At 41.6% G+C, this 21,136-nt stretch carries 17 protein-coding genes and 1 pseudogene; 16 read left to right on the top strand and 2 right to left on the bottom strand.

Annotation, left to right across the window (positions count from 1 at the left end; all coding sequences use genetic code 11):
* Positions 1 to 95: 95 nt before the first annotated feature.
* The 5 genes and pseudogenes from EDD57_RS12665 to EDD57_RS12645 form a co-directional block, all read left to right on the top strand.
* Positions 96 to 1,386 (top strand): annotated as a pseudogene (locus tag EDD57_RS12665) (sensor histidine kinase); the annotation flags it as partial.
* Positions 1,364 to 2,050, top strand: a complete 687-nt coding sequence (locus EDD57_RS12660) for a response regulator transcription factor (RefSeq protein ID WP_131849785.1) — start codon at positions 1,364 to 1,366, stop codon at positions 2,048 to 2,050. The pseudogene EDD57_RS12665 and the gene EDD57_RS12660, both read left to right, overlap by 23 nt.
* Positions 2,051 to 2,183: 133 nt before the next feature.
* Entirely contained in the window at positions 2,184 to 3,137 is a 954-nt protein-coding gene (locus EDD57_RS12655; RefSeq protein ID WP_424205933.1) for a DUF4822 domain-containing protein, read from the top strand.
* 150 nt (positions 3,138 to 3,287) lie between these two features.
* Positions 3,288 to 5,180, top strand: a complete 1,893-nt coding sequence (locus tag EDD57_RS12650) for a peptidoglycan D,D-transpeptidase FtsI family protein (protein WP_131849783.1) — start codon at positions 3,288 to 3,290, stop codon at positions 5,178 to 5,180.
* Between the two features lie 157 nt (positions 5,181 to 5,337).
* Positions 5,338 to 5,589 (top strand): hypothetical protein, encoded by a 252-nt coding sequence (locus EDD57_RS12645; RefSeq protein ID WP_072336255.1) that lies wholly within the window; start codon positions 5,338 to 5,340, stop codon positions 5,587 to 5,589.
* A 50-nt stretch (positions 5,590 to 5,639) separates the two neighbouring features.
* Here EDD57_RS12645 and EDD57_RS12640 read toward each other — a convergent pair whose 3' ends face one another.
* Complete coding sequence (locus tag EDD57_RS12640) at positions 5,640 to 6,377, bottom strand: sulfotransferase family 2 domain-containing protein (protein WP_131849782.1); 738 nt, start codon at positions 6,375 to 6,377, stop codon at positions 5,640 to 5,642.
* Positions 6,378 to 6,485: 108 nt separating this feature from the next.
* On the opposite strand from EDD57_RS12640, the gene EDD57_RS12635 reads away from it, so the two are divergent.
* From EDD57_RS12635 to EDD57_RS12590, 10 genes are all read left to right on the top strand, one after another.
* Positions 6,486 to 6,755, top strand: coding sequence for a hypothetical protein (locus EDD57_RS12635; protein WP_131849781.1), 270 nt, complete (start codon positions 6,486 to 6,488; stop codon positions 6,753 to 6,755).
* Between the two features lie 40 nt (positions 6,756 to 6,795).
* Positions 6,796 to 7,140 (top strand): hypothetical protein, encoded by a 345-nt coding sequence (locus tag EDD57_RS12630; protein ID WP_131849780.1) that lies wholly within the window; start codon positions 6,796 to 6,798, stop codon positions 7,138 to 7,140.
* Between the two features lie 94 nt (positions 7,141 to 7,234).
* Positions 7,235 to 7,915, top strand: a complete 681-nt coding sequence (locus tag EDD57_RS12625) for a DUF975 family protein (protein WP_165873819.1) — start codon at positions 7,235 to 7,237, stop codon at positions 7,913 to 7,915.
* A 4-nt stretch (positions 7,916 to 7,919) separates the two neighbouring features.
* Positions 7,920 to 9,602, top strand: a complete 1,683-nt coding sequence (locus EDD57_RS12620; protein ID WP_131849778.1) for a phospho-sugar mutase — start codon at positions 7,920 to 7,922, stop codon at positions 9,600 to 9,602.
* A 434-nt stretch (positions 9,603 to 10,036) separates the two neighbouring features.
* Positions 10,037 to 11,551, top strand: coding sequence for a histidine ammonia-lyase (hutH, locus tag EDD57_RS12615; protein WP_131849786.1), 1,515 nt, complete (start codon positions 10,037 to 10,039; stop codon positions 11,549 to 11,551).
* Positions 11,552 to 11,592: 41 nt separating this feature from the next.
* Entirely contained in the window at positions 11,593 to 13,257 is a 1,665-nt protein-coding gene (gene hutU / locus EDD57_RS12610) for a urocanate hydratase (RefSeq protein ID WP_131849777.1), read from the top strand.
* A gap of 33 nt (positions 13,258 to 13,290) precedes the next feature.
* A complete protein-coding gene (gene hutI, locus EDD57_RS12605) occupies positions 13,291 to 14,565 on the top strand; it encodes an imidazolonepropionase (RefSeq protein ID WP_131849776.1) in 1,275 nt (424 codons plus the stop codon).
* Positions 14,566 to 14,757: 192 nt separating this feature from the next.
* Positions 14,758 to 15,468, top strand: a complete 711-nt coding sequence (locus tag EDD57_RS12600) for an N-acetylmuramoyl-L-alanine amidase family protein (RefSeq protein WP_131849775.1) — start codon at positions 14,758 to 14,760, stop codon at positions 15,466 to 15,468.
* A gap of 179 nt (positions 15,469 to 15,647) precedes the next feature.
* Positions 15,648 to 16,889 (top strand): MFS transporter, encoded by a 1,242-nt coding sequence (locus EDD57_RS12595; RefSeq protein WP_243649548.1) that lies wholly within the window; start codon positions 15,648 to 15,650, stop codon positions 16,887 to 16,889.
* A 443-nt stretch (positions 16,890 to 17,332) separates the two neighbouring features.
* A complete protein-coding gene (locus EDD57_RS12590) occupies positions 17,333 to 19,069 on the top strand; it encodes a M64 family metallopeptidase (RefSeq protein ID WP_131849773.1) in 1,737 nt (578 codons plus the stop codon).
* A 137-nt stretch (positions 19,070 to 19,206) separates the two neighbouring features.
* Here EDD57_RS12590 and EDD57_RS14515 read toward each other — a convergent pair whose 3' ends face one another.
* Positions 19,207 to 20,052: a sensor histidine kinase gene (locus tag EDD57_RS14515; RefSeq protein WP_165873818.1), complete on the bottom strand. Its 846-nt coding sequence runs from the start codon at positions 20,050 to 20,052 to the stop codon at positions 19,207 to 19,209.
* 709 nt (positions 20,053 to 20,761) lie between these two features.
* Here EDD57_RS14515 and EDD57_RS14510 point away from each other — a divergent pair.
* Positions 20,762 to 20,914: a hypothetical protein gene (locus EDD57_RS14510; RefSeq protein WP_165873817.1), complete on the top strand. Its 153-nt coding sequence runs from the start codon at positions 20,762 to 20,764 to the stop codon at positions 20,912 to 20,914.
* Positions 20,915 to 21,136: the final 222 nt, after the last annotated feature.

The raw sequence follows: 21,136 nt of genomic DNA, 5'->3' as shown, positions 1-21,136 counted from the left end.
AGATAAAACTAAAGGGCATGAGTCCGGTTCAATACCGAACACATACCCTGCAGATTGCTTAAAACTTCGTGTCTAACTTTTTGGGTTCACTTCAAGAAGAGGAGAGTCTTTTTCTTGACTTAAAGCTCTTGGCTAAAAATGATTCAAAACAGCTTTTGAACGAAAATGAGATGAAGAGTTTAGAAAAAGATGATATGCAAATTGTGGTTAGAAAAGATAAAAGTCGAATATGCTTCCCTACGTCTTGATAGACAAGTGTTGGATAAATCTCTTCCAAGGTTTGAAAAAACAAATATTAATACACGAGATACGATTAGGATGAATAATGCTTTTTTTACATATGTGAAGTTTGATTTCTATTTTCCAGACCAAACAGAAGGTAGTATTTTTGTGTTACGCAAGGCAAGCTCCTATACGGAACTAGTTCGAGAATTCTTCCCCATTTTATTAGGTCTACTACTGGTTTTATTTATCATGGTTATTGGATTAGTAAATTATTTTGTTTCCAGAAGTATCATTAAACCTATTTATCATCTAAAAAAAGCTGCTGAGAAGATTACGTCTGGAGACCTAGATTTCGCTATCAAGGCTACTTCACAAGATGAAATTGGGCAATTAAATCAGGCATTTGAGGAAATGAGAAATAGGCTAAAGAAGTCTGTCAGCCTTCAGATTCAGGTTGAGGAAAATCGAAAAGATCTTCTATCTAACATTTCACATGATTTAAAGACGCCGATGACCTCCATTATTGGTTATATGGAGGGGAGCAGAGATGGTGTAGCAAATACACCGGAGAAAATGGAGAAATATGTATCGACTGTGTATGAAAAGGCAAAAGATATGGATTTGTTGATCGATGAGCTGTTCCTGTTTTCTAAATTGGATCTGAAAAAGGAGCCATTTCACTTTGAAACGGTTGAGCTACATACATATGTGGGAGACTACATAGATAAGCTTTATTTGGATCAAGGCATCCGTATGGAGTTCCATCCTGTACATCAGCCCATCTATGTGACAGCAGATCAGGAAAAACTAAAGAGAGTATTAGCAAATGTAATCAATAATTGTGTGAAATATATGGATAAGGAAGAGAAAAAAATTTCTATTTCGCTACATGAACGGACAAGCGATATAGTGGTACAGATTACGGATAATGGAAAAGGAATCGAATCGGTGGCTCTACCGTTTATTTTTGAACGTTTTTACCGTGCAGAGCAATCGAGAAATTCACAGACTGGTGGAAGTGGACTAGGTTTGGCGATTGCCAAGCAAATTATCGTGGAGCATGGTGGAGAGATTTGGGCTACAAGTGAGGTTGGAAAAGGAACAAGTATCTGTTTTTCATTAAAGAAGGTGGCAAGAAATGAAAGAAATACTATTGATTGAGGATGACATTAGCATTGCTGAGTTACAAAGGGATTATTTGGAGATAAGTGGTTTTCATGTTGATATGGAACACACTGGTGATGGAGGACTTGGGCGAGCACTGCACGGCGATTATGACCTGATTATACTAGACATCATGCTCCCCGGATCAAATGGATTTGAAATATGTAAAAAGTTGCGCTCCTTCACGGATATCCCCATTTTACTCGTATCTGCTAAAAAGGAAGATATCGATAAAATTCGTGGTTTTGGCTTAGGTGCAGATGATTATATTACGAAGCCATTTAGCCCGAGTGAACTGGTAGCTAGGGTGAAGGCACATATCATGCGCTATGATCGCTTATCTGGAAAAAATACTCATTCTAATGCGATTTTTATTCATGGGATCAAGATCGATCGATCAGCTCGAAAAGTATATCTGAATGAGGAGGAAGTTCCGTTTACAACTAAGGAGTTTGATTTAATTGTGTTTTTTGTCATGAACCCAAACCAAGTATTAAGTAAAGAGCAGATTTATCAACGGGTTTGGGGAATGGATTCTGCTGCAGATGTTTCTACCGTGACGGTCCATATTCGAAAATTACGTGAGAAAATTGAAAGAGATGCTTCTGACCCAAAACTCTTGGAAACAGTGTGGGGAGCAGGATATCGCTTTAATGTGTAAAACTCGTCGCAATGTGGCGGGTTTTTATTAATTTTTTTTAAGAAGCATTTTAGAGGGAGTTTAGATTTATGCACTACTATATGGACTAACCCATCAGAATGTAATGGACATCATAAAAAAGGAGACTTTCAATATGAAAAAGAGAATCGTAACTGTACTAGTGGGTTTTTCGTTAGTAGTAACAGGATGTGGTGTTGCTAGTTCTAGCGCATCCGATCAAGGGAAACAGAATAAGGAACAGGAACAGGTTGCCCAACAAAAGGAGCAATCGAAAGGGCAGGAAATGTCTAGTATCTTGAGTAGTACAAACTGGCAAGGAACAAAAGTGTACGACAAAGATCATAACGATCTAACAAAAGAGAACGCAAATTTGATTGGTCTTGCGAAATATGAATCCACATCAGGAAGATATGAATTTTTTGATGCGAAGACAGGAAAGAGTCGAGATGATAAGGGAATCTTTTTTGTTACCAACGATGGGCAGAAAAGGATTTTAATTTCAGAGTCAAAAAAATATCAAGCCGTTGTAGATCTAACACAGCTGGATCAAAATATGTTTACGTATAAACGAATGGGAAAAGATGCGAAAGGAAATGATGTAGAAGTTTTCGTGGATCATATTCCTTATAAAGAAAAAGAGCTTTCTTTTACCAATCCAGATAGGAAATTGAACAAGACGACAGGAGACATCGTAAAAGATGTGGATGGAGATAAAATCTTAGATAGTACTCTTTGGAATGGCACAAAAGTCCTTGACGAAGCGGGTAATGATGTAACCAAGTATAATGCGATGTTTATCAGTCTCGCAAAGTTCGATAGCCAGACGAGTAAATATGAGTTTTTTAATCTTGAAACGGGCCAAAGCCGCAATGATTTCGGTTACTTTGATGTATTACATGACAATAAAATCAGGGCCCACGTCTCCCTTGGCGATAAGAAATACGGTGCCGTTCTGGAGATTACCGAATTAAATAAAAACAAGTTCACATATAAGAGAATGGGTAAAGACAAAGATGGTAAGGATGTTGCCGTATTAGTCGAGCACGAACCCTATAAAGGGAATATGAATCCTGCATTCTCTAAGTAAACAATTGATTTGATTGCTCAACCCTTTGAAGGAAATGGATATTGATTCCGTTTCCTTTTTCTCTTACACACAACAAGCTCCCTTCCCTAATTTCGTATAACCTTCAAAATTTTTGTCCAAGATGGTAATAAGAATGAGGAGGGGAGATGTTTGATTAAACGAACGAAATGGATTCCCATTTTATTTGTAGTCTTGTTTTCACTCATCATTGCGAGGCTCTATCAGATTCAAGTTGTTTCTACTCGTGCTTTTTCCAATGGAAAAGTGGATCTCATCGCACTTGCCGAACAAACGCAATCACGTGAAATTTTGCTGGATAGTGGCAGAGGTGTGATCTTGGATCGAAGGGGAGTACCACTTGTGGGGAAGGATGAGTATCAACTACTCGTTTTCCCGCAGAGTAAACAACAATGGGATCTACGTCAAGATTCTTTTCAGCAGTTAAGTCACTTATTAGATGTTCCACTTACTTCCTTACAGCCTTATCTAGAGGGGATCAAACAGCCTGCACTTCTCGCTCGCTTGGAACAAAAGACGATTCAAATTACTCCAGATCGTGCCAAACAGATTAATGATCTGCAAATTCCTGGATTGCAGGCAGTGATGACAGATCAACGATATAGCTCCAATTATGTTGGGAGTTCGATCATCGGACGAATTGGACGAAGCAGACATTTGCTTGAAAATCGGTTTGCGAAGCAGGTGGAAGATGGTACTTTCTCACCGCAATCGAGGGTAGGATTAAGTGGATTGGAATCTTCTTTTGAGGTTTTCTTACACAGTGAGAAGGAAAATATCAAAACGTATGTGAAGGATGGCCAAGGAAGAGCTTTAACAGGGAGTGCTTTACGCTGGAAAGAGCAATTGGCTCCGGAACAAGGTCAGTACACGATTCAGAGTACGATTGATTATGAAATTCAAGCAAAAGTTGAGCAATATTTAGCGGATGAAAAGGTAGAAGATGGAGCTGTAGTCGTTCAGGATATCTCTACGGGGGATTTGATCGCATTGGGTAGTATCCCTACGAATGGAGCGAAGACGAAGACAGGAGATTCTCCATGGGAAAACAGGGCTTGGTTAGAGGCGAATCCTGGCTCTATCTTTAAAATCATTACAGCCACAGCGGGTCTAGAAGAAGGAATCGTTAAGCCGAATACGCAGATTACTTGTTCGGGAATATTGGAGCCGTATCATTTGAAAGATGCAAATAACAAGGCACATGGAAAGCAATCATTTTCCAGTCAATTTGCGGATTCATGCAATATTACCCTTGGACAGTTAGGAGAAAAGTTAGGCGGAAGTAAGCTTCAATCCTACGCAGAAAATTTTGGGCTTGGTCGAACGATTACGTGGCAAGGGCAAACCTCATTTGATGCCGATTTTGAGCAAATCGAACAAGAGCGCTCAGGAAAAATATATGATCCACGGACCTCAAAGACGGATAAGGCAGCTGCTGTTTATACGAGTATCGGTCAACAGGATACCAAGATTACCCCGATCCAAGCGGCCAACATGGTTACAGCCCTTTTTCACAAAGGAAGAGCGATTCGTCCTCGGGTAGTTACAGAGGTGCGGGATCAATCTGGGAAAGCGATTGCTACATTCCCGAATACATATCTCCCTTCTACCAGACAACTCAAGGATAGTAGTCTACAGGCAGTCAGGCAGATGATGAGAGCGGTTGTGACTGAAGGTACTGCTGCATCAGTGCGACAGGCGAAATGGGCTTTAGCTGGGAAGACAGGAACAGCTCAGATTGGTGAGTCTAAGCTGTATGATAAATGGATGGTGGGCTTTGGGCCGTATCAAACCCCTATCTATTCGGTAGCTGTACTATTACGGCAAGAGCCGGATTCCAATGATCCAAGGGCGACTCGAATCTTTCAAAAAGTGATGGATTTTCTATACGACTACGAGAAACAAAAAGCGCTAGACCAGAAAAACCAAAAGAAAAACCAAAAGAAAAACCCCGTATCCGACAACAGTAAGAAGGAAACGAAAAAAGATTCAAATTCTAAGTCCAAAAATACTAGTATTCGTTGAATTCTTAGGTATATAATATGAATCTATTATATATTTAATGTGTTGTTGTATAATGCGCAGGGAACTATTAAGTAGTTGTATATAAATCGCTTGTTTTGTTGGATTACTGAGATTAGAATGATGAGAGATGATTCATATAAAGGAGCGAACGTACTTTATGAAAGTAACACTTAACCTTAGCAAGGCAGAACTGGATTTGATTGAAGAAGCGATTCTCCAATACCAAAATCTATTACATAATGCTAAAACACAGAGTAGAATGGTGGAAAATGAGTTGCATCTGTGTCAACGCGTAATGGATGAGTTTGGAATTGAAGAGGAGAGAGAAGAAGGGCAAGAGCATGCGGCAACGCAAGATCCTCTTGCTTCGATGGACTTAGATGGTTCATCTTATCCATTTTCTCGGTAACGCCGAAGCCAAACACCTCAAAAACGGAGGGTTTGGCTTTTTCTCTTTTCTTAATCTTGCTTTTTGATAAAGCTCCGTAGATTTTTCTTTTCAGCAGGGGAGAGCGATTTTATTTTTTGCTGTAGTTGTTGTTTACACGATTCGTATAGGTGATAATCTAATTCATTCATACTGCGAATATGGGTTGTGAGTTGTTCGCTGATGTCAGGCTTTTTGGAGCGCTTTTTGGTTACGTTTTCTTTTGAATAGTGAGTTTGTTTCCATCCTTGTAATCGATTTAATAAAAACACGGATTGAGGATACATCTCGGTAATACCAACAAAGGTAAAGTGATCTTTTAAATTGTTCATGGCTAATGTGAGGTCAGGATCGTTTTGTCCAGATAGGAATCTAGTTTGGTGATTATGAAGAGGAGCGGAGATCCGAGGATCTTCACTGGTAACAAATTCTTCTATGGACATTTTTTTCACTTTATGATGCAGACCATTAGTAGGCATGGAGCAAATAAAATTATAGGTAGAAATTACACGGCTTACAGGATCCCGGAGCATGGTTATATAACGATAAGATCGATGGAAGTGTTGGTGAACGCCATAGCGGCAATGTCCATATACCCATCTAAAATTTGCTTTTTGTTTAGGGGTGAGGCTACGAATCAGTTTATCTTGATTTTGATGCAGAGGATATCGATAAATTTGATCAGAAGGAACGTTGCTATCGATAATACCCCGCATGGTAATGCCGCCTGTTTTGGGGATATGAGCAAAGATCCAGAGAGGTTTCTTCATGGTTATTTCTCCTTTCAAAGCCCCTATCAATCTCTTTCATATACTATGAAATTGATGTGTTACTGGTTCACGGGATTAAGACTATTTTCTAAAGAATGAGGGTTGATGATGAATAAAGATCAAGAAATCCAAGATTTTATTACGCAGTTACAAGTGGGAGAACCAGTTCGAGTGTTAACTCACGATACAGAACAATATGTATTAGTCGAACGCATATTTGAAGGATGGATTATCGATTATCGAAGTGAACGAACCATCTATCGCAGAGTGGAAGAAGCGATTCAATTTTTAGCTGAAATATGGAATACGGATTTGAAAGAAGTGATTCATTTGCAGTATGCAGGACTAGAAGAAATTGAGGATTTGGGGGAATTTTAAAGGATAAAAGCGAAATCTCTCTCATAAAGTAATTAGGAGCGTGGGAGAGGAGTGGACCGGGTTGGTTTTTATGGTGATTTGTCAAGTACTGGGAGGGACTTTTATAGCCATAAGCTGGATCCCCCAAGTGTTACAGGCTATAAAAGGGAAAACAGCCCATCAAGTAGATTTGAAGCCTCTTTCCTTGCTCTTTGTAGGGACACTATTAGTGGAGTTTTATAGTGCCTTTTTGGCCTTACAAGGAGAAGCGGTCACGTTATTTGTGACAAATACGATTCAATTAATCGTAGTAACCATTTTAATAAGCATCGTATTTTGGGCCGTGCCAGCAGATCAGCCGGCGGGGGTCAGTACGAAAGAAAAGCGTATTTCAAGGACTTCCTGAATAAGGAAGTTTTTATTTTTATCATATATTCCTAAATTTGTAAATAAAGTATTACCTATAAATAGATTGATTGTATTAGGAGGAATGGATGATAATGGGCTTCAAAGAGTTAAAGCAACAAGCTAGACAAAGCCTACAAGGAAACTGGAAGAAATCAATTATTGTCGTGGCTCTTGCTACGATTTTATCAGCGTTACCCAGTTGGATTGAGATGATGGTTCGTCCGGAAGATTACTTTGATCCAACCTATACAGTTGACTATATGAGCATGTTTCAGCCTAGTTCGTTTGGTGTATTTTCCTTCCTCTGGTATTTGTTGATCCCGGGAGCAATTATGCTAGGTTTGGCCGGTTTCTTTCTACACTTAATCCGTAGAAACAGTGCCACAGAAGCAGATGCGTTTGAGTTCTTTACCAATTTGTCTAAGTTTGGTCAGAGTGTTCTTTATAATGTACTGATTACGGTATACGTTTTTTTATGGTGCTTACTGTTAGTGATTCCAGGAATCATTCGGTCGATTGCTTACGCCATGACTCCGTACATTCTGCAAGATCATCCAGAATATAGTGTGAATCAAGCCATTCGAAAAAGCGTTCAAATGATGACAGGGTACAAATGGCAGTTTTTCTTACTCCAATTAAGTTTCTTAGGATGGATCCTACTAGCGATCTGTACCTTTGGGATCGGACTTTTGTGGGTATTGCCCTATATCCAGGCTACCAATACACATTTTTATGAACAGAGAAAAAATGAGAATGAAGTCGTAAAGGGATGATCATATGAACTACCTTGACTTGTACCATCATTGGCTAAGTTTTGGTGGGTTGAACTCTGTACTGAAAGAAGAGTTAGAGCAAATTCAGGAGCACGAGCTTGAGATTCAGGAACGATTTTCGCAATCATTATCGTTTGGAACAGCGGGGATCCGAGGGATCATAGGCGCCGGGACGAATCGAATGAATATCTATACCGTCCGCAAGCTGGCTCAGGGGCTTGGAGAGTGGTTGCATCATGAGAATCTATCCGAAAAGGGTGTTGCGATTGGCTATGATACGAGGCATTGTTCTGTAGAATTTGCAGGAGAAGTGGCCAAGGTACTCCTTCATCACGGAGTTAAAGTCTATTTATTTGAGCAGATTTGTCCATCACCAGAGCTTTCGTTTGCGGTTCGTTACTATGAAGCGGCTGCGGGTATCATGGTGACCGCAAGCCATAATCCTCCCAATTATAATGGAATCAAAGTATACGGGGCAGACGGTGCACAAATTTCCCCTCTGATAACGAGTAAGATTTTGGACAACATTAGCCGAATATCGGACGAATTTATGATTCCAGTGGCAGATCTTTCAGAAGCAGAAAAGGATGGGGCCCTCGTATGGCTAGGATCAGAGATCGACCAAGCGTACTATGAAAATGTGGCATCGTTGGCCTTCCAAGATAAGGAGCAAAATAAGCAATTTCGTATCGTATATTCGCCGCTTCATGGAACAGGACGACTTCCCATTGAGTCGGTTCTTAGTCAGAAGGGATTTGAACATGTATTTGTGGTTCCTGAGCAGGCAGACCCAGATCCCAATTTTTCGACCGTGAAATCGCCTAATCCAGAGGATCCAGCATCCTTTGAGTTAGCCATCGCGTATGCGAATGAACAAAAAGCAGATCTCGTCCTTGTAACCGATCCGGATGCTGATCGAATTGGGATTGCGATTCGTGATGAAAACGATCAGTTTGTTCATCTGACAGGGAATCAGATCGGGGCTTTATTACTCTTTTATCTCTTGTCTCAGCGATTAGAGCGGGGAGAATTGCCTGCCAATGGAGCATTAGTCAAATCAATTGTATCCTCTGATCTCGGAGAGTCCATCGCTTCCCACTTCGGGGTAACGACGCAGAATACACTAACCGGCTTTCGATATATCGGAGAGTTTATTCAGAAGTGGAAACAAACGGGAGAGCATGCGTTTCTGTTTGGATATGAAGAAAGTTATGGATATCTCATCGGGGATTTTTGCCGAGATAAGGATGCCACTCAAGCATGCTTATTGCTGGCAGAGCTAGGGGCTTACTATCAAAAACAGGGAATGCAGATTTATCAAGTCTTAGATACGATTTATAAGAAATTTGGATACTTTCAAGAGACGCAGATCTCGATTACATTAGAGGGACTTGAAGGAAGTAAACAATTAAAAGAAATCATGATTCGGACGCGAAGGAACCCTCCTTCACAGGTAGCAGGTATTGCTGTTCGTAGCATTCAAGATTATCTACAAGGAGTTGAAGGATTTCCTAAAGCAGATGTTCTCAAGTTTCTCCTCGAAGATGGGTCTTGGTTTGCGATCCGCCCATCTGGAACAGAGCCGAAGATGAAGTGTTATGTAGGGGTGAGGGGAAGTAGCTCTACTGAGGCGGAGGAGAAAAAGAGAGCGTTAAAAGAAGATTTAGCGAGCTGGTTGGAGTTTTAGAGTGTAGATTCTCTAAGAACTATTAATTAACAAATAAATTGAGTGGAGTAGGGGTGTATTGTATCTGAGCTTGCAGGCTCACTATTGGATCTGTGGCCAGATGCACTCCCCCGGGACACTCTATCATAGTTTAATATCTTTAGTCTGTTATGCAGAAGGATAAGCAACATCAAAAATATTGACAAAAAACATACTTACATGTGAAAATGACTATTGTATAGAAAATTAAAATGGTTAGAAAATTAAACTCAAAGAGAGTGATTGCGATGATGTACGATAAATCCTTACAATCGCATATCCCTTCCTTCCACAAAGGAGCTGGGCAGAAGTGAACGACACTTCTACCCAGCTCCTTTAGTTTGGTAGAGTGTAAAAAGGAGAGCTGAGGTATTGTGGATCATTCGAATCAAGTATCCCAATTGAACACGATATGGATGGATGGTAACAGTATCACGCCACAAGTGGTAGAGCAGGTTGCGAAACGAGAAATTCGCGTGTCTCTATCAAAAGAGGCTGAGGATAGAGTAGTAGCTTGTAGAGATATGGTAGATCAGCTAGTAAAAGATGACAAAGTAGTCTACGGGGTGACGACTGGATTTGGTCTATTTAGCGATGTATCGATTTCCCCAGCTGATGCAACCCAATTGCAAATCAATCTAATCCGTAGTCATGCATGTGCGGTCGGGAATCCGTTACCAGAATCCGTTGTGCGCACAATTATGCTCCTGAGAGCGAACGCGTTATCTAAAGGTTACTCTGGAATCCGCCTAGAAACATTGCAACTCTTGCTGGATTGTTTGAATCAAGGCGTGCACCCAGTTATTCCAGAGCAAGGGTCACTGGGAGCAAGTGGCGATCTAGCGCCGTTGTCTCATCTGGCCTTAGTGCTGATGGGAGAGGGAGAGGCTATCTATCAAGGGCAGCGACTTTCCGGGGCGGACGCACTTGATCAAGCAGGATTGAACCCGATTACACTCGGGGCTAAAGAAGGGCTTGCCTTAATCAATGGAACCCAAATCATGACGTCTCTCGGTGTACTTGCCGTTTCTCAAGCAGATCGCTTAGCAAAAGTAGCAGACGTAATTGCTTCTATGACTCTTGAGTGTTTACGAGGGATTCCGGATGCATTTGCTGAGGGGATTCAGCAGGTTCGTCCTTATCCAGAGCAGGCTTCTGTGGCCCAAAACTTTCGTACTATCTTACAAGGTAGTCAATTAACCACTTCTCAAGGCGAGATTCGTGTGCAGGATGCGTACTCACTACGATGTTTACCTCAAGTACACGGGGCGGTTCGTCAGGTGGTTGCGTATACAAGTGAAAAGATCCAGATCGAGTGTAATGCAGCAACGGATAATCCATTGCTGTTTATGGAGGACGGTCAAGTTATATCAGGTGGGAACTTTCATGGACAGCCGATCGCTTTTGCGATGGATTTTCTCAAGATCGGCATGAGTGAACTGGCCAATATATCAGAGCGACGGACAGAGCGCCTTGTCAATCCTGCCCTATCAGGTGGCCTACCCGCATTTTTGAGTCATCACCCCGGGCTTGCTTCCGGTATGATGATTCTACAGTATGTAAGCGCTTCCCTCGTGTCAGAAAATAAAGTGCTCGCTCATCCAGCGAGTGTAGATTCCATTCCTTCTTCGGCGAATCAAGAGGACCATGTTTCCATGGGGACTACAGCGGCTCGTCAAGTCACACAGATCATTAACCATGTAGCCAAGGTCTTAGCCATCGAATGTATCTGTGCGGCAGAGGCAGCTGATTTTGTGGGAGCAGATCAATTAGCTCCAGCTACAAGGAAGTTATATGAGCATATTCGAAGCCATGTGCCAAGAGTGGTAGAGGATCGCTCTCTAAGTGGCGAGATTGAACTTGTAGCAAGTTACTTGCTAGAGGGTGATTGGCTACGTGAAGTAGAAAAGATAACGGGTGAATTGTTCTAAGGATGGTTTAATACCAAACAAGCAGAGGGAGAGATTTGATCATGACCAAATCCATAAGTCGTACTGTTCGAGCAACGAGAGGAACGGAGTTGACTGCAAAAGGTTGGCAACAAGAAGCTGTGATCCGTATGTTGATGAACAATCTGGATCCAGAAGTAGCAGAGCGTCCAGAAGATCTAGTGGTATACGGTGGAATTGGAAAAGCGGCACGTAACTGGGAGAGCTTCGATAAAATCGTTGAATGTCTTACTGATCTAGAGGCAGATGAGACGTTATTGGTTCAGTCAGGGAAGCCAGTTGGGATTTTCCGTACACATACGATGGCCCCACGGGTCTTGATCTCTAATTCGATGCTAGTTCCTGCCTATGCCAACTGGGAGACATTTCACGAGCTAGATCAAAAAGGTCTTATGATGTACGGCCAGATGACCGCAGGAAGCTGGATTTACATTGGAACGCAAGGAATCCTACAAGGAACATATGAAACATTTGCCGAAGCAGCTCGCCAACATTCAGGAGGCTCTCTAAAAGGTACGCTTACGTTAACGGCAGGCTTAGGTGGCATGGGTGGCGCTCAGCCATTAGCTGTTACGATGAATGAGGGTGTCGTGATCGGAGTCGAGGTTGATCCAAGCCGAATTCAGAGACGGATTGACACACGATATTGTGATGTGATGGTACATTCACTAGACGAAGCTTTGAAATTAGCGAAAGATGCACAATCGCAAGGGAAACCGCTCTCCATTGGACTCATTGGAAATGCGGCAGAGGTTTTTCCAGAGTTTGTCAAGAGAGGCGTTACTCCTGATTTTGTAACGGATCAAACATCTGCCCATGATCCATTAAATGGTTATGTTCCAGTTGGTTTCTCGTTGGCAGAGGCAGATACATTGCGGACACAAAACCCGAACGAATATGTGAAGCTATCCAAACAATCAATGGCAACGCATGTACAAGCGATGTTAGATCTACAAAAAATGGGTTCCATTGTCTTTGATTATGGTAATAACATTCGTCAAGTGGCTTTGGATGAAGGTGTCAAAGATGCTTTCGCCTTCCCAGGGTTCGTCCCGGCCTACATTCGTCCGCTGTTCTGCGAAGGAAAAGGACCGTTTCGTTGGGTAGCGCTATCTGGTGATCCAGAGGATATTTATAAAACAGATGAACTGGCGCTACGACTCTTCCCAGAAAACGAACACCTACGACGCTGGATTACATTAGCTAGAGAAAAAGTAGCATTCCAAGGTCTCCCATCCCGGATCTGCTGGCTCGGTTATGGCGAACGTGTGAAGATGGGCTTAGCTATAAACGAAATGGTGCGTAATGGCGAACTATCCGCCCCGATTGTCATCGGAAGAGATCATTTAGATTGTGGTTCTGTAGCTTCTCCAAACCGTGAGACGGAAGCGATGAAAGACGGAAGCGATGTAGTAGCTGACTGGGCGATTCTAAATGCGCTCGTTAACACCTCTTCCGGAGCTAGCTGGGTATCCGTCCACCATGGTGGTGGCGTAGGCATGGGCTACTCTTTACACTCCGGTATGGTTGTAGTCGCAGATGGCTCCCAAGAAGCAGAAGAAAAACTATCCCGAGTACTAAACACCGACCCAGGAATGGGAGTTATCCGCCACGCAGATGCAGGTTATGACCTAGCCATCGAAACCGCTAAGAACAAAGGCGTCCGGGTTCCAATGTTAGGGATTTAAGATCAAATAAAATAGCCAAAGGAGGAGCCTCATATGAAACAAATTGACCTACTCATCTATAACATCGGCTGCCTTGTCACCATGCAAGGCTCCCCAAAACCTCGAGCGGGAACAGAGCAATCCAAAGTCCACATGATTCACCACGGTGCCATTGCTATTCAAGGTGAACAGATCGTAGCAGTAGGTATTGAAGAAGAGGTTCGTAAGTCAATCCAAGGGCTTACCGTTGTAAAAGAATTAGATGCGCAAGGATGCCTCGTTACCCCTGGCCTAATCGATCCTCATACTCACTTAGTACACGGAGGATCGCGGGAACATGAACTAGATTTAAAGCTAAAAGGAGTTCCTTATCTAGAGATACTCGCTCAAGGTGGAGGAATTTTAAATACCGTTCAAGCGACACGAAAAGCAACTGAAGAAGAACTTTGTTTACAAGCAAAACGAAGCCTAGACCTGATGCTACTTTTCGGAGCAACTACTGTAGAAGCGAAAAGTGGTTATGGGCTTACCTTAGAAGACGAAGTGAAACAGCTTCGTGTGGCAAAGCAATTACACGAGTCCCATCCAGTTGATATCGTCTCCACATTTATGGGCGCACACGCGGTTCCCGTTGAATACAAAGGAAGGTCAGAGGAATATGTAAATCTCGTCCTTGAAGAGATGCTTCCAGAAGTAAAGAGATTGGGTCTAGCAGAGTTCTGTGACATCTTTTGTGAGCATGGCGTTTTCTCAGTCGAAGAATCTCGTAAAATCCTCCTAAAAGCAAAAGAGCTCGGTTTTAAGATAAAGATTCATGCCGATGAGATTGAATCCATAGGGGGGGCAGAGCTGGCTGGGGAACTAGGATGTATCTCAGCGGAGCACCTCTTAGCTACTGATACGGAAGGAATTGAGGCGCTGAAAAAAGCTGGTACGATTGCGGTCTGTCTACCTGCTACCTCTTTCAATTTGCGTCTTCAAAAGCATGCTCCTGCTAGAGATATGATCGAAAGCGGTGTTCCGGTCGCACTCTCTACGGATTACAATCCAGGTAGCTCACCGACAGAATCATTGCAACTTGTGATGACACTTGCTTGTCTAAACTTGCGAATGACACCGGAAGAAGTCTTAACTGCTATGACCATTAACGCGGCACATGCAGTAGGCAAAGCAGACACCATCGGTAGTTTAGAAGTAGGGAAGCAGGCAGATATCGTTTTATATAACGCAACGAACCTAGCATATCTACCCTATCACTTCGGTATCAATCATGTGCATTCAGTAGTGAAAAAAGGAAACATAGTTGTTTCGGAAGGTAAGCTAATATAAAAGGAATTGCTTGTCCAAGACCAGTATCAATCAAGATACTGGTCTCAATCATATGAATGTGATACGTCTTAAAAGTATGATAATCTATTAATATATATAAATTTACTATTCATAGTTAAATAACCAAGCTTATTTAACTTAGTTGCATAATATGTTAGGAGTTTCCAAAATAGTAAAAGGTGGAGATCAAGCATGGCGTACTTGGTTGCGTTAGATGATGGTCATGGGTTATCCCCTACTCCCACCCCAGGAAAGAGAACTCCTAATATACCAGGAACGGGTGTAATCTATGAAAACCAATTTAACCGTGCTGTTGTCAATTTCTTAAATGTAGAGTTAAAGAGGTGTGGGTTTCGTACGATTCTGGTAGCACCCACAGATATCGATACTCCACTCGCCCAGCGTGTATCAGTAGCGAATCGGAATGGGGCAGATGCTTATGTTGCGGTTCATTACAATGCAGGTGGAGGAAGTGGAGTCGAGACGTACCATTTTCCGAGCAGTACCAAAGGACAACGACTTGCCCGTCTCGTACATGCTCAAGTCATTAAAGGAACTCCCCAAAAGGATCGAGGCGTAAAGACTGCAAACTTCTATGTTTTGCAGAAAACCTACATGCCGGCTACGTTAATTGAGTTTGGATTTATGGATGACCCGGGCCTAATCGAAGCGAAACGCATGATTGATCCTGCATTCCAGAAAGAGTGTGCAGTGGAGACAGCAAAAGGAGTTTGCCAATACTTTGGAGTAGATTATGTTCCTCCTACACCCACCCCTACCCCTCTTCCTATGCAACGAGTAGAAGTAGATGGAAACGTACTTTTTGATAGTCAAGTGGTGGATACGATCTTAGATGGTGTGCGAAAAAATTTGGGGAAAGTCATCTCCATTAAGCCACGGTAAATAGGGTAATAATGATGATGTAGATAAAAGAAAGATGCTCTTACCCATTGGGCTGAGTAAACACCAATCTTCTTTTAGATAGATTGGCGTTTACTCATATTCGTTTGAAATTCATTATTTTGGTAATATATTATTTGTGAAATAAAATACATAAGCATGTAAGAATGGGATGTGGATTTGTGAATACGGTTGAAGAGCTTCATAATTGGAAGCGAAATATTGCTTTTTTCCTAGGTGGACAGACGATCTCCTTCTTTGGATCTTCGCTAGTACAATATGCAATCATGTGGTATATCACCTTGCAAACACAATCAGGCGTCATGATGACAGTTTCGATCATCTGCGGTTTTGTCCCTACTTTTTTTCTTTCTCCCTTTGCGGGTGTGTGGGCGGATCGATATAACCGAAAAATGTTAATTATGATATCGGATTCACTTATTGCAGTAGCAACTTTGATCCTAGCAATCATCTTTCTCATGGGCTATAAGCCACTTTGGTTACTATTCGTGGTATCGGCTGTTCGTGCTCTTGGAACGGGTGTGCAGACTCCAGCAGTTGGAGCCATTCTCCCACAATTAGTTCCCAGTGAACATTTGACCAGGATCAGTGGAATGAACAGTAGCATTCAAGCAACGGTGATGCTACTTTCTCCGATGGCAGGAGGGGCACTACTCACATTTGCTACGATCGAAGCGATTTTTTTCATTGACGTTGTGACGGCGTTGATAGGCGTTGGCATCATGCTACTCTTTATTAAGATCCCGACCCATGCGAAAGCGATGCAGGAGCAAACAACCAGCTACTTGAGTGATATGAAACTAGGATTTTCTTACATACGCAATCATGAATATGTAAAGAAATTCTTCATTTTTGTAGGCTTTTTCTTTATCTTAGCAGCTCCGGTTTCATTTCTAACTCCGCTTCAAGTTACGCGTACATTTGGAAATGATGTTTGGAGACTTACAGCGGTCGAGGTTACTTTTTCAGTGGGCATGATACTCGGTGGGCTAGTGATGTCTGCATGGGGAGGATTCAAGAATCGGATTCATACGATGACGATGGCGAGTTTGATCGTGGGGGCATGTACATTTGCTCTCGGAGTGATCCCGAATTTTTGGCTGTACCTCGCTTTTATGGTGATTATCGGAGTTTCCATGCCTATGTTTAACACTCCTTCTACCGTTTTATTACAGGAAAAAGTAGATCCTGATTATATGGGAAGAGTTTTTGGAGTTTTAGGGATGATCTCTACCTCTATGATGCCTCTTGGTATGTTAATCTTTGGTCCGATTGCGGATGAGATCCCCATTGAGTGGTTGCTTATTGGAACCGGAACGTTGATCTTTATCCAGGGCTTCTTCTTACGAGGGACCAAAGCGTTAGTGGAGGCGGGTGAACCAACCGTCGAGCCAGCCAAGTAAATAGAATCTAACAAAAAAGCTCTGTTTCTCTTGTGAAAAACAGAGCTTTTCTATTTTTAATAAGGAGATTTGCTAGAGGACGAGAATGAATTAGGTATCCTTGTTAAGAAAATAGTTAAGGAGTGGGAAAATGAAAAAATACCGTACTAGTATTTTCTGTTTTTTATCAGCTATTTCGACCGGAAGTGGTGTGATTTTAAATTACACTCTACATGCAAGACTACCTTATGGGGCACTAGTAGCATATACTTTAGGCTTCCTATTTATTATTTGTGCCATTTTTTCTGCTCTTTCACAGGCTAAGAAAGGCACGCGATTCACTAGATTTTAGATGTCTATAATTGCAATCCTAATGTTAATTAACAGGATTTTTTCATGATTCTAACGAAAGAAGAAATGAGGAATTTTATTGTAATAATTAGATAATAAAAGGAGGATATGAAATGAGAAAATGGTTGCTATCGTCCGTTGCATGGATGTTGACGGCTAGTCTCCTGATGACATCAGGAACGCCGAATGATGTATCAGCTAGTAAGATGACAAAGAAAGAGGAAGGACAAGGTCAATATTTAGTCGTTGATTTACAAAAAGAGGGTGAAAAAATTCAAATCAAAGAGCTTAGCATGGAGGAAGGGGATGTGGAGGAAGGTATAACTCCACCTCAAAGTGATCTAGATCCCCAAACGAAAACCGAGACTCTTTTGATCAAAGACAGAACAGGTAAAACCCTCTACCAAACTCCCTTCCAGTTCCCAATCGTTAGAACGGTCCCTCCAGCTATGCCCGATCAAAAAACGAACGATCATGTACCCCATCAAGTACCCGTCAATCATCCAGAAGTTACGCTAATCCTCCCGTATTTTCATGAAGCTACCACAGTAGAGGTCAAGGATTCAGGCACAAAAGCGACCACTCAATCCTCGATTCCGAAAAACTTTCATACTCAATCACATAAGAAAAAAGTGAGACCACCGAAAAATAACGGCAAGTTTGAGATTCTCTTATTGGCGAGTGGCTATGATGAGAGCAATAGGAGTGAGTTTGAACAGCAAGTTAGTAATATTAAACAAGCCATCCAAACGACAGAGCCATTTGCTTCCTATCTGAATAAAGTTGCAATCCATACAATCGACGATTCCACGCCCCTCGGCTGTCAAGAAGGAGCGCAGAATATCGCTCGGCTACTAGTGTGTAACGATTCTAAAGTGGTTAAGGCTGCGGCTCACTCTGGTTATGGATACGATGAGATCATCGTCATCCATAATACAGACAATTATGGTGGCTCCGGTATGAGGGATTATAGTGTTTCGGGATTTAAAACCAACAGCTATTCTACCTATACCGTGGTCTATGATGGACCTTGGACAGCAAGAATGGCGATTCATGAGTTAGGGCATTCATTTGGCAATCTCTGTGATGAATACATGTATGAAGATGAGGGATATAGCTATGTGGACTGTACAAATTGTCGCAAAGACAAAAGTGACCTAGAGAAATACGTCAAAGGGGAGTGTAGTGTGGGCTGTGATGCCAAGCCAGATTACTTCCGGGCTGAAGATAGCATTATGCTCTCGTTGGCTATTCCCACCTTTAATGAAGTGAGTATCAAAGCAGATTTTGCCCCATATGGCTTAGAAAAGCGACTGCAATATTTCACGGGAAAAGAGCAACCGAAAGCAGTCAAACGTCTACAGATGAATCAAGAGAAAGTCACCTTGAAGCCAGGTGAATCCATCCAACTAGCTGTGACAGCTACCTATGTAGATGGAACCAAGGAAGATGTGGCTTATGTAGCAAACTGGAGAGCGAGCAATGAAAAAAGGATTAGCCTTTCGCAAGGATACATGCTGGCTCTTTCCTCAGGAAAGGTGCGAGTAAAAGCCTCTTACGCAGGGAAGACAGTATCCGTATCAGTCCATGTAGAAGCTCCTAAAAAATTGGTAGTGAGTGAAAAGGACATTACACTCAAGTCAGGGGAAAGTAAGGACATACCTGTACAGGCGATCTACCGGGATGGTACAACCCAAGACGTAACTCGGGATGTTACGTGGAAAACGTCTAATAAAAGAGTGGCAACGATGGAAAACGGAGTGCTCTCTGCTCATGCAAAAGGCAAAGTTGTATTAACTGGAATCTACAATGGAAGGGTAGCCAAGATTTATGTGCGTGTGAAAGAGTAGGGAAACGTATCTACATGATGAAAAAATGATTTGTTAGTACAGTGGCCTGCTATGTGTGCTTGCGCTTTTCGATCTAAAATAGCTAGAAAATGCCCTTACTTTGTGTATATGACTGCAAAGTAAGGGCATTTTCCTTTTTATCGTCTCATCTTTTTAGGGAAAGACAAGTATACAGTCGTTCCCTCACCTTCTTTGGTATCAAAATCTATATTTCCCTTATGTTTTTTCATGACGTGGTAACAAAAAGAAAGTCCTAAGCCAAAGTTCTCTCGCGAATTTAATTTGGTGGAAAAGAAGGGCTCTAGGATTCTAGTCAAGTGTTTTTTGGGTATTCCCATTCCAGTGTCCTTGATTGATAAGAGAACTTTCTTTTTCGACTCGTCTATTTGTACAGTGAGCACGCCACCATATGGCATAGCTTCAATGGCATTCGAGATAATATTATGTAAGGTTTCTTCTATTTGCAAACGATCGCACCAACTAACCAAAGAAGGATCCACACATTGAATCTGTATATCGACACCAGAGGCGTGTAAGTGGTCTTTTAACCGATTTAAACAGTGCTTAACGATATCGAGTACACTGTTTTTTTCCAAATGTAGGTCGTGTTCCTTCGTTTTTTGTTGGATTCTAGACATAGTATCTTGCATTCTTTGATAAGCGTAAAGAATGGTGTTCATATCTTCTTCTAACACTTTTTGATCAGTGGCCATCGCATAGGTCTTAATCTTATCCCCATACCATTTAATTCTTCCTTGATCATTTCTGATAGCCTGATTCAGCATAGACGCTTCTGAGGTTAGTTGTTGTAATGAGGATATATGCTGCCGTTCAATCCGTATTCGAGTTCTAAGAAACCCGTGACGGAAGAGAGAGAGGATGAAAACCACAAAAGAAAAAATAATAATCCAACGACTATACTGCCAACCATCCTTAATCCCCAAACTTGGCAGTATATAATGATTCGTTAAAACAAACATCATAGTAGGAATGAATCCCAAATTTGTGAAACATCTAATTCTTCTCATGAAAGGATTTTTTTCCATAAAATAAGAGCATATCAGCAATGTAGACCCTGCAAGAATATATGGCACTTTCCAAAAATAAGTGATAGGGTGTATCGAATTTGGAGTCACAGAAATCAGGTAAAATATAAATAGAATAGGAATGAGAAGAAAGAATTGCAACAGACGAGTATACTTCCTCGAAACGAATCCAGAATACATGATTCCAAACATACAAAAAGTATAGGGGGTGAGATAATAAGCTATGAATGATGTACCATCTTCGACAACTGTCGACTGAAATATAGCTGGATTGCTTTCAAATAGAGGTTTGACGTAATTCTCGATCACGATAGATAACCCGTCTACACCACCACAAAAAACAGTAGCACTCGCCCATCTAGCGCTCATATTTCTAAAATCGACAAAGAGAAGTAAAACCCCGGTAGTCCATGTGATTAATAGGACTAGCATATCTATTGTGCTCCTTCCGGTATTTCAACATTTCATGGAACTCTTACAAATATGGTACTACCTTGCGTTTTTTTCTTCAACATGGAAAGTCATAGGAAGATTAATTTGTAAGAAAGAAAAAATATTTTTGGAGGTAATCATGGTTTCAATCATGATTTAATAGGGGTATAAATCAAATGGAAAAAGATATGGATCGAGTCAAGGACGTGATGAAATGAAGGCATTAGAAAGACTAAATCAATTAAATCGAGACTTGTTGGAAATCACCTATTGCCGGTTGGATGTATCGCAATTGGAAAAGGAGATCATCCACCGTGAATGGACTCGTCTACAGGTGGATGAAGTAAAAGAGGAGATCGCTGTATGATTTTTTGGAAGCGATATACTCAGCTACATCGTTCACATAAGGTAACAAGTGAATAGGTTTTCTCAGGTCATCCTACATAAAAAACCTGAGACCAACGGCTACATAGTAAAATTAGCACGGACTGTTCTGAAGTGAACCCAAAAAGTTAGACACGAAGTTTTAAGCAATCTGCAGGGTATGTGTTCGGTATTGAACCGGACTCATGCCCTTTAGTTTTATCTT

The organism is Baia soyae, assembly GCF_004341445.1.
In the GTDB taxonomy this organism is placed as follows: Bacteria; Bacillota; Bacilli; order Thermoactinomycetales; family Thermoactinomycetaceae; genus Baia; species Baia soyae.
This window is presented reverse-complemented; position numbering and strand designations above follow the sequence as displayed.

Excerpts from the sequence above, each read along its gene's own strand:
- hutI (WP_131849776.1), top strand. The coding sequence starts at position 13,291 with ATGAAACAAATTGACCTACTCATCTATAACATCGGCTGCCTTGTCACC.
- EDD57_RS12640 (WP_131849782.1), bottom strand. The coding sequence starts at position 6,377 with ATGAAGAAACCTCTCTGGATCTTTGCTCATATCCCCAAAACAGGCGGC.
- EDD57_RS14515 (WP_165873818.1), bottom strand. The coding sequence starts at position 20,052 with ATGATGTTTGTTTTAACGAATCATTATATACTGCCAAGTTTGGGGATT.
- EDD57_RS14510 (WP_165873817.1), top strand. The coding sequence starts at position 20,762 with ATGAAGGCATTAGAAAGACTAAATCAATTAAATCGAGACTTGTTGGAA.
- EDD57_RS12625 (WP_165873819.1), top strand. The coding sequence starts at position 7,235 with ATGGGCTTCAAAGAGTTAAAGCAACAAGCTAGACAAAGCCTACAAGGA.
- EDD57_RS12655 (WP_424205933.1), top strand. The coding sequence starts at position 2,184 with ATGAAAAAGAGAATCGTAACTGTACTAGTGGGTTTTTCGTTAGTAGTA.
- EDD57_RS12660 (WP_131849785.1), top strand. The coding sequence starts at position 1,364 with ATGAAAGAAATACTATTGATTGAGGATGACATTAGCATTGCTGAGTTA.
- hutU (WP_131849777.1), top strand. The coding sequence starts at position 11,593 with ATGACCAAATCCATAAGTCGTACTGTTCGAGCAACGAGAGGAACGGAG.
- EDD57_RS12590 (WP_131849773.1), top strand. The coding sequence starts at position 17,333 with ATGAGAAAATGGTTGCTATCGTCCGTTGCATGGATGTTGACGGCTAGT.
- EDD57_RS12635 (WP_131849781.1), top strand. The coding sequence starts at position 6,486 with ATGAATAAAGATCAAGAAATCCAAGATTTTATTACGCAGTTACAAGTG.
- hutH (WP_131849786.1), top strand. The coding sequence starts at position 10,037 with ATGGATGGTAACAGTATCACGCCACAAGTGGTAGAGCAGGTTGCGAAA.
- EDD57_RS12645 (WP_072336255.1), top strand. The coding sequence starts at position 5,338 with ATGAAAGTAACACTTAACCTTAGCAAGGCAGAACTGGATTTGATTGAA.
- EDD57_RS12620 (WP_131849778.1), top strand. The coding sequence starts at position 7,920 with ATGAACTACCTTGACTTGTACCATCATTGGCTAAGTTTTGGTGGGTTG.
- EDD57_RS12600 (WP_131849775.1), top strand. The coding sequence starts at position 14,758 with ATGGCGTACTTGGTTGCGTTAGATGATGGTCATGGGTTATCCCCTACT.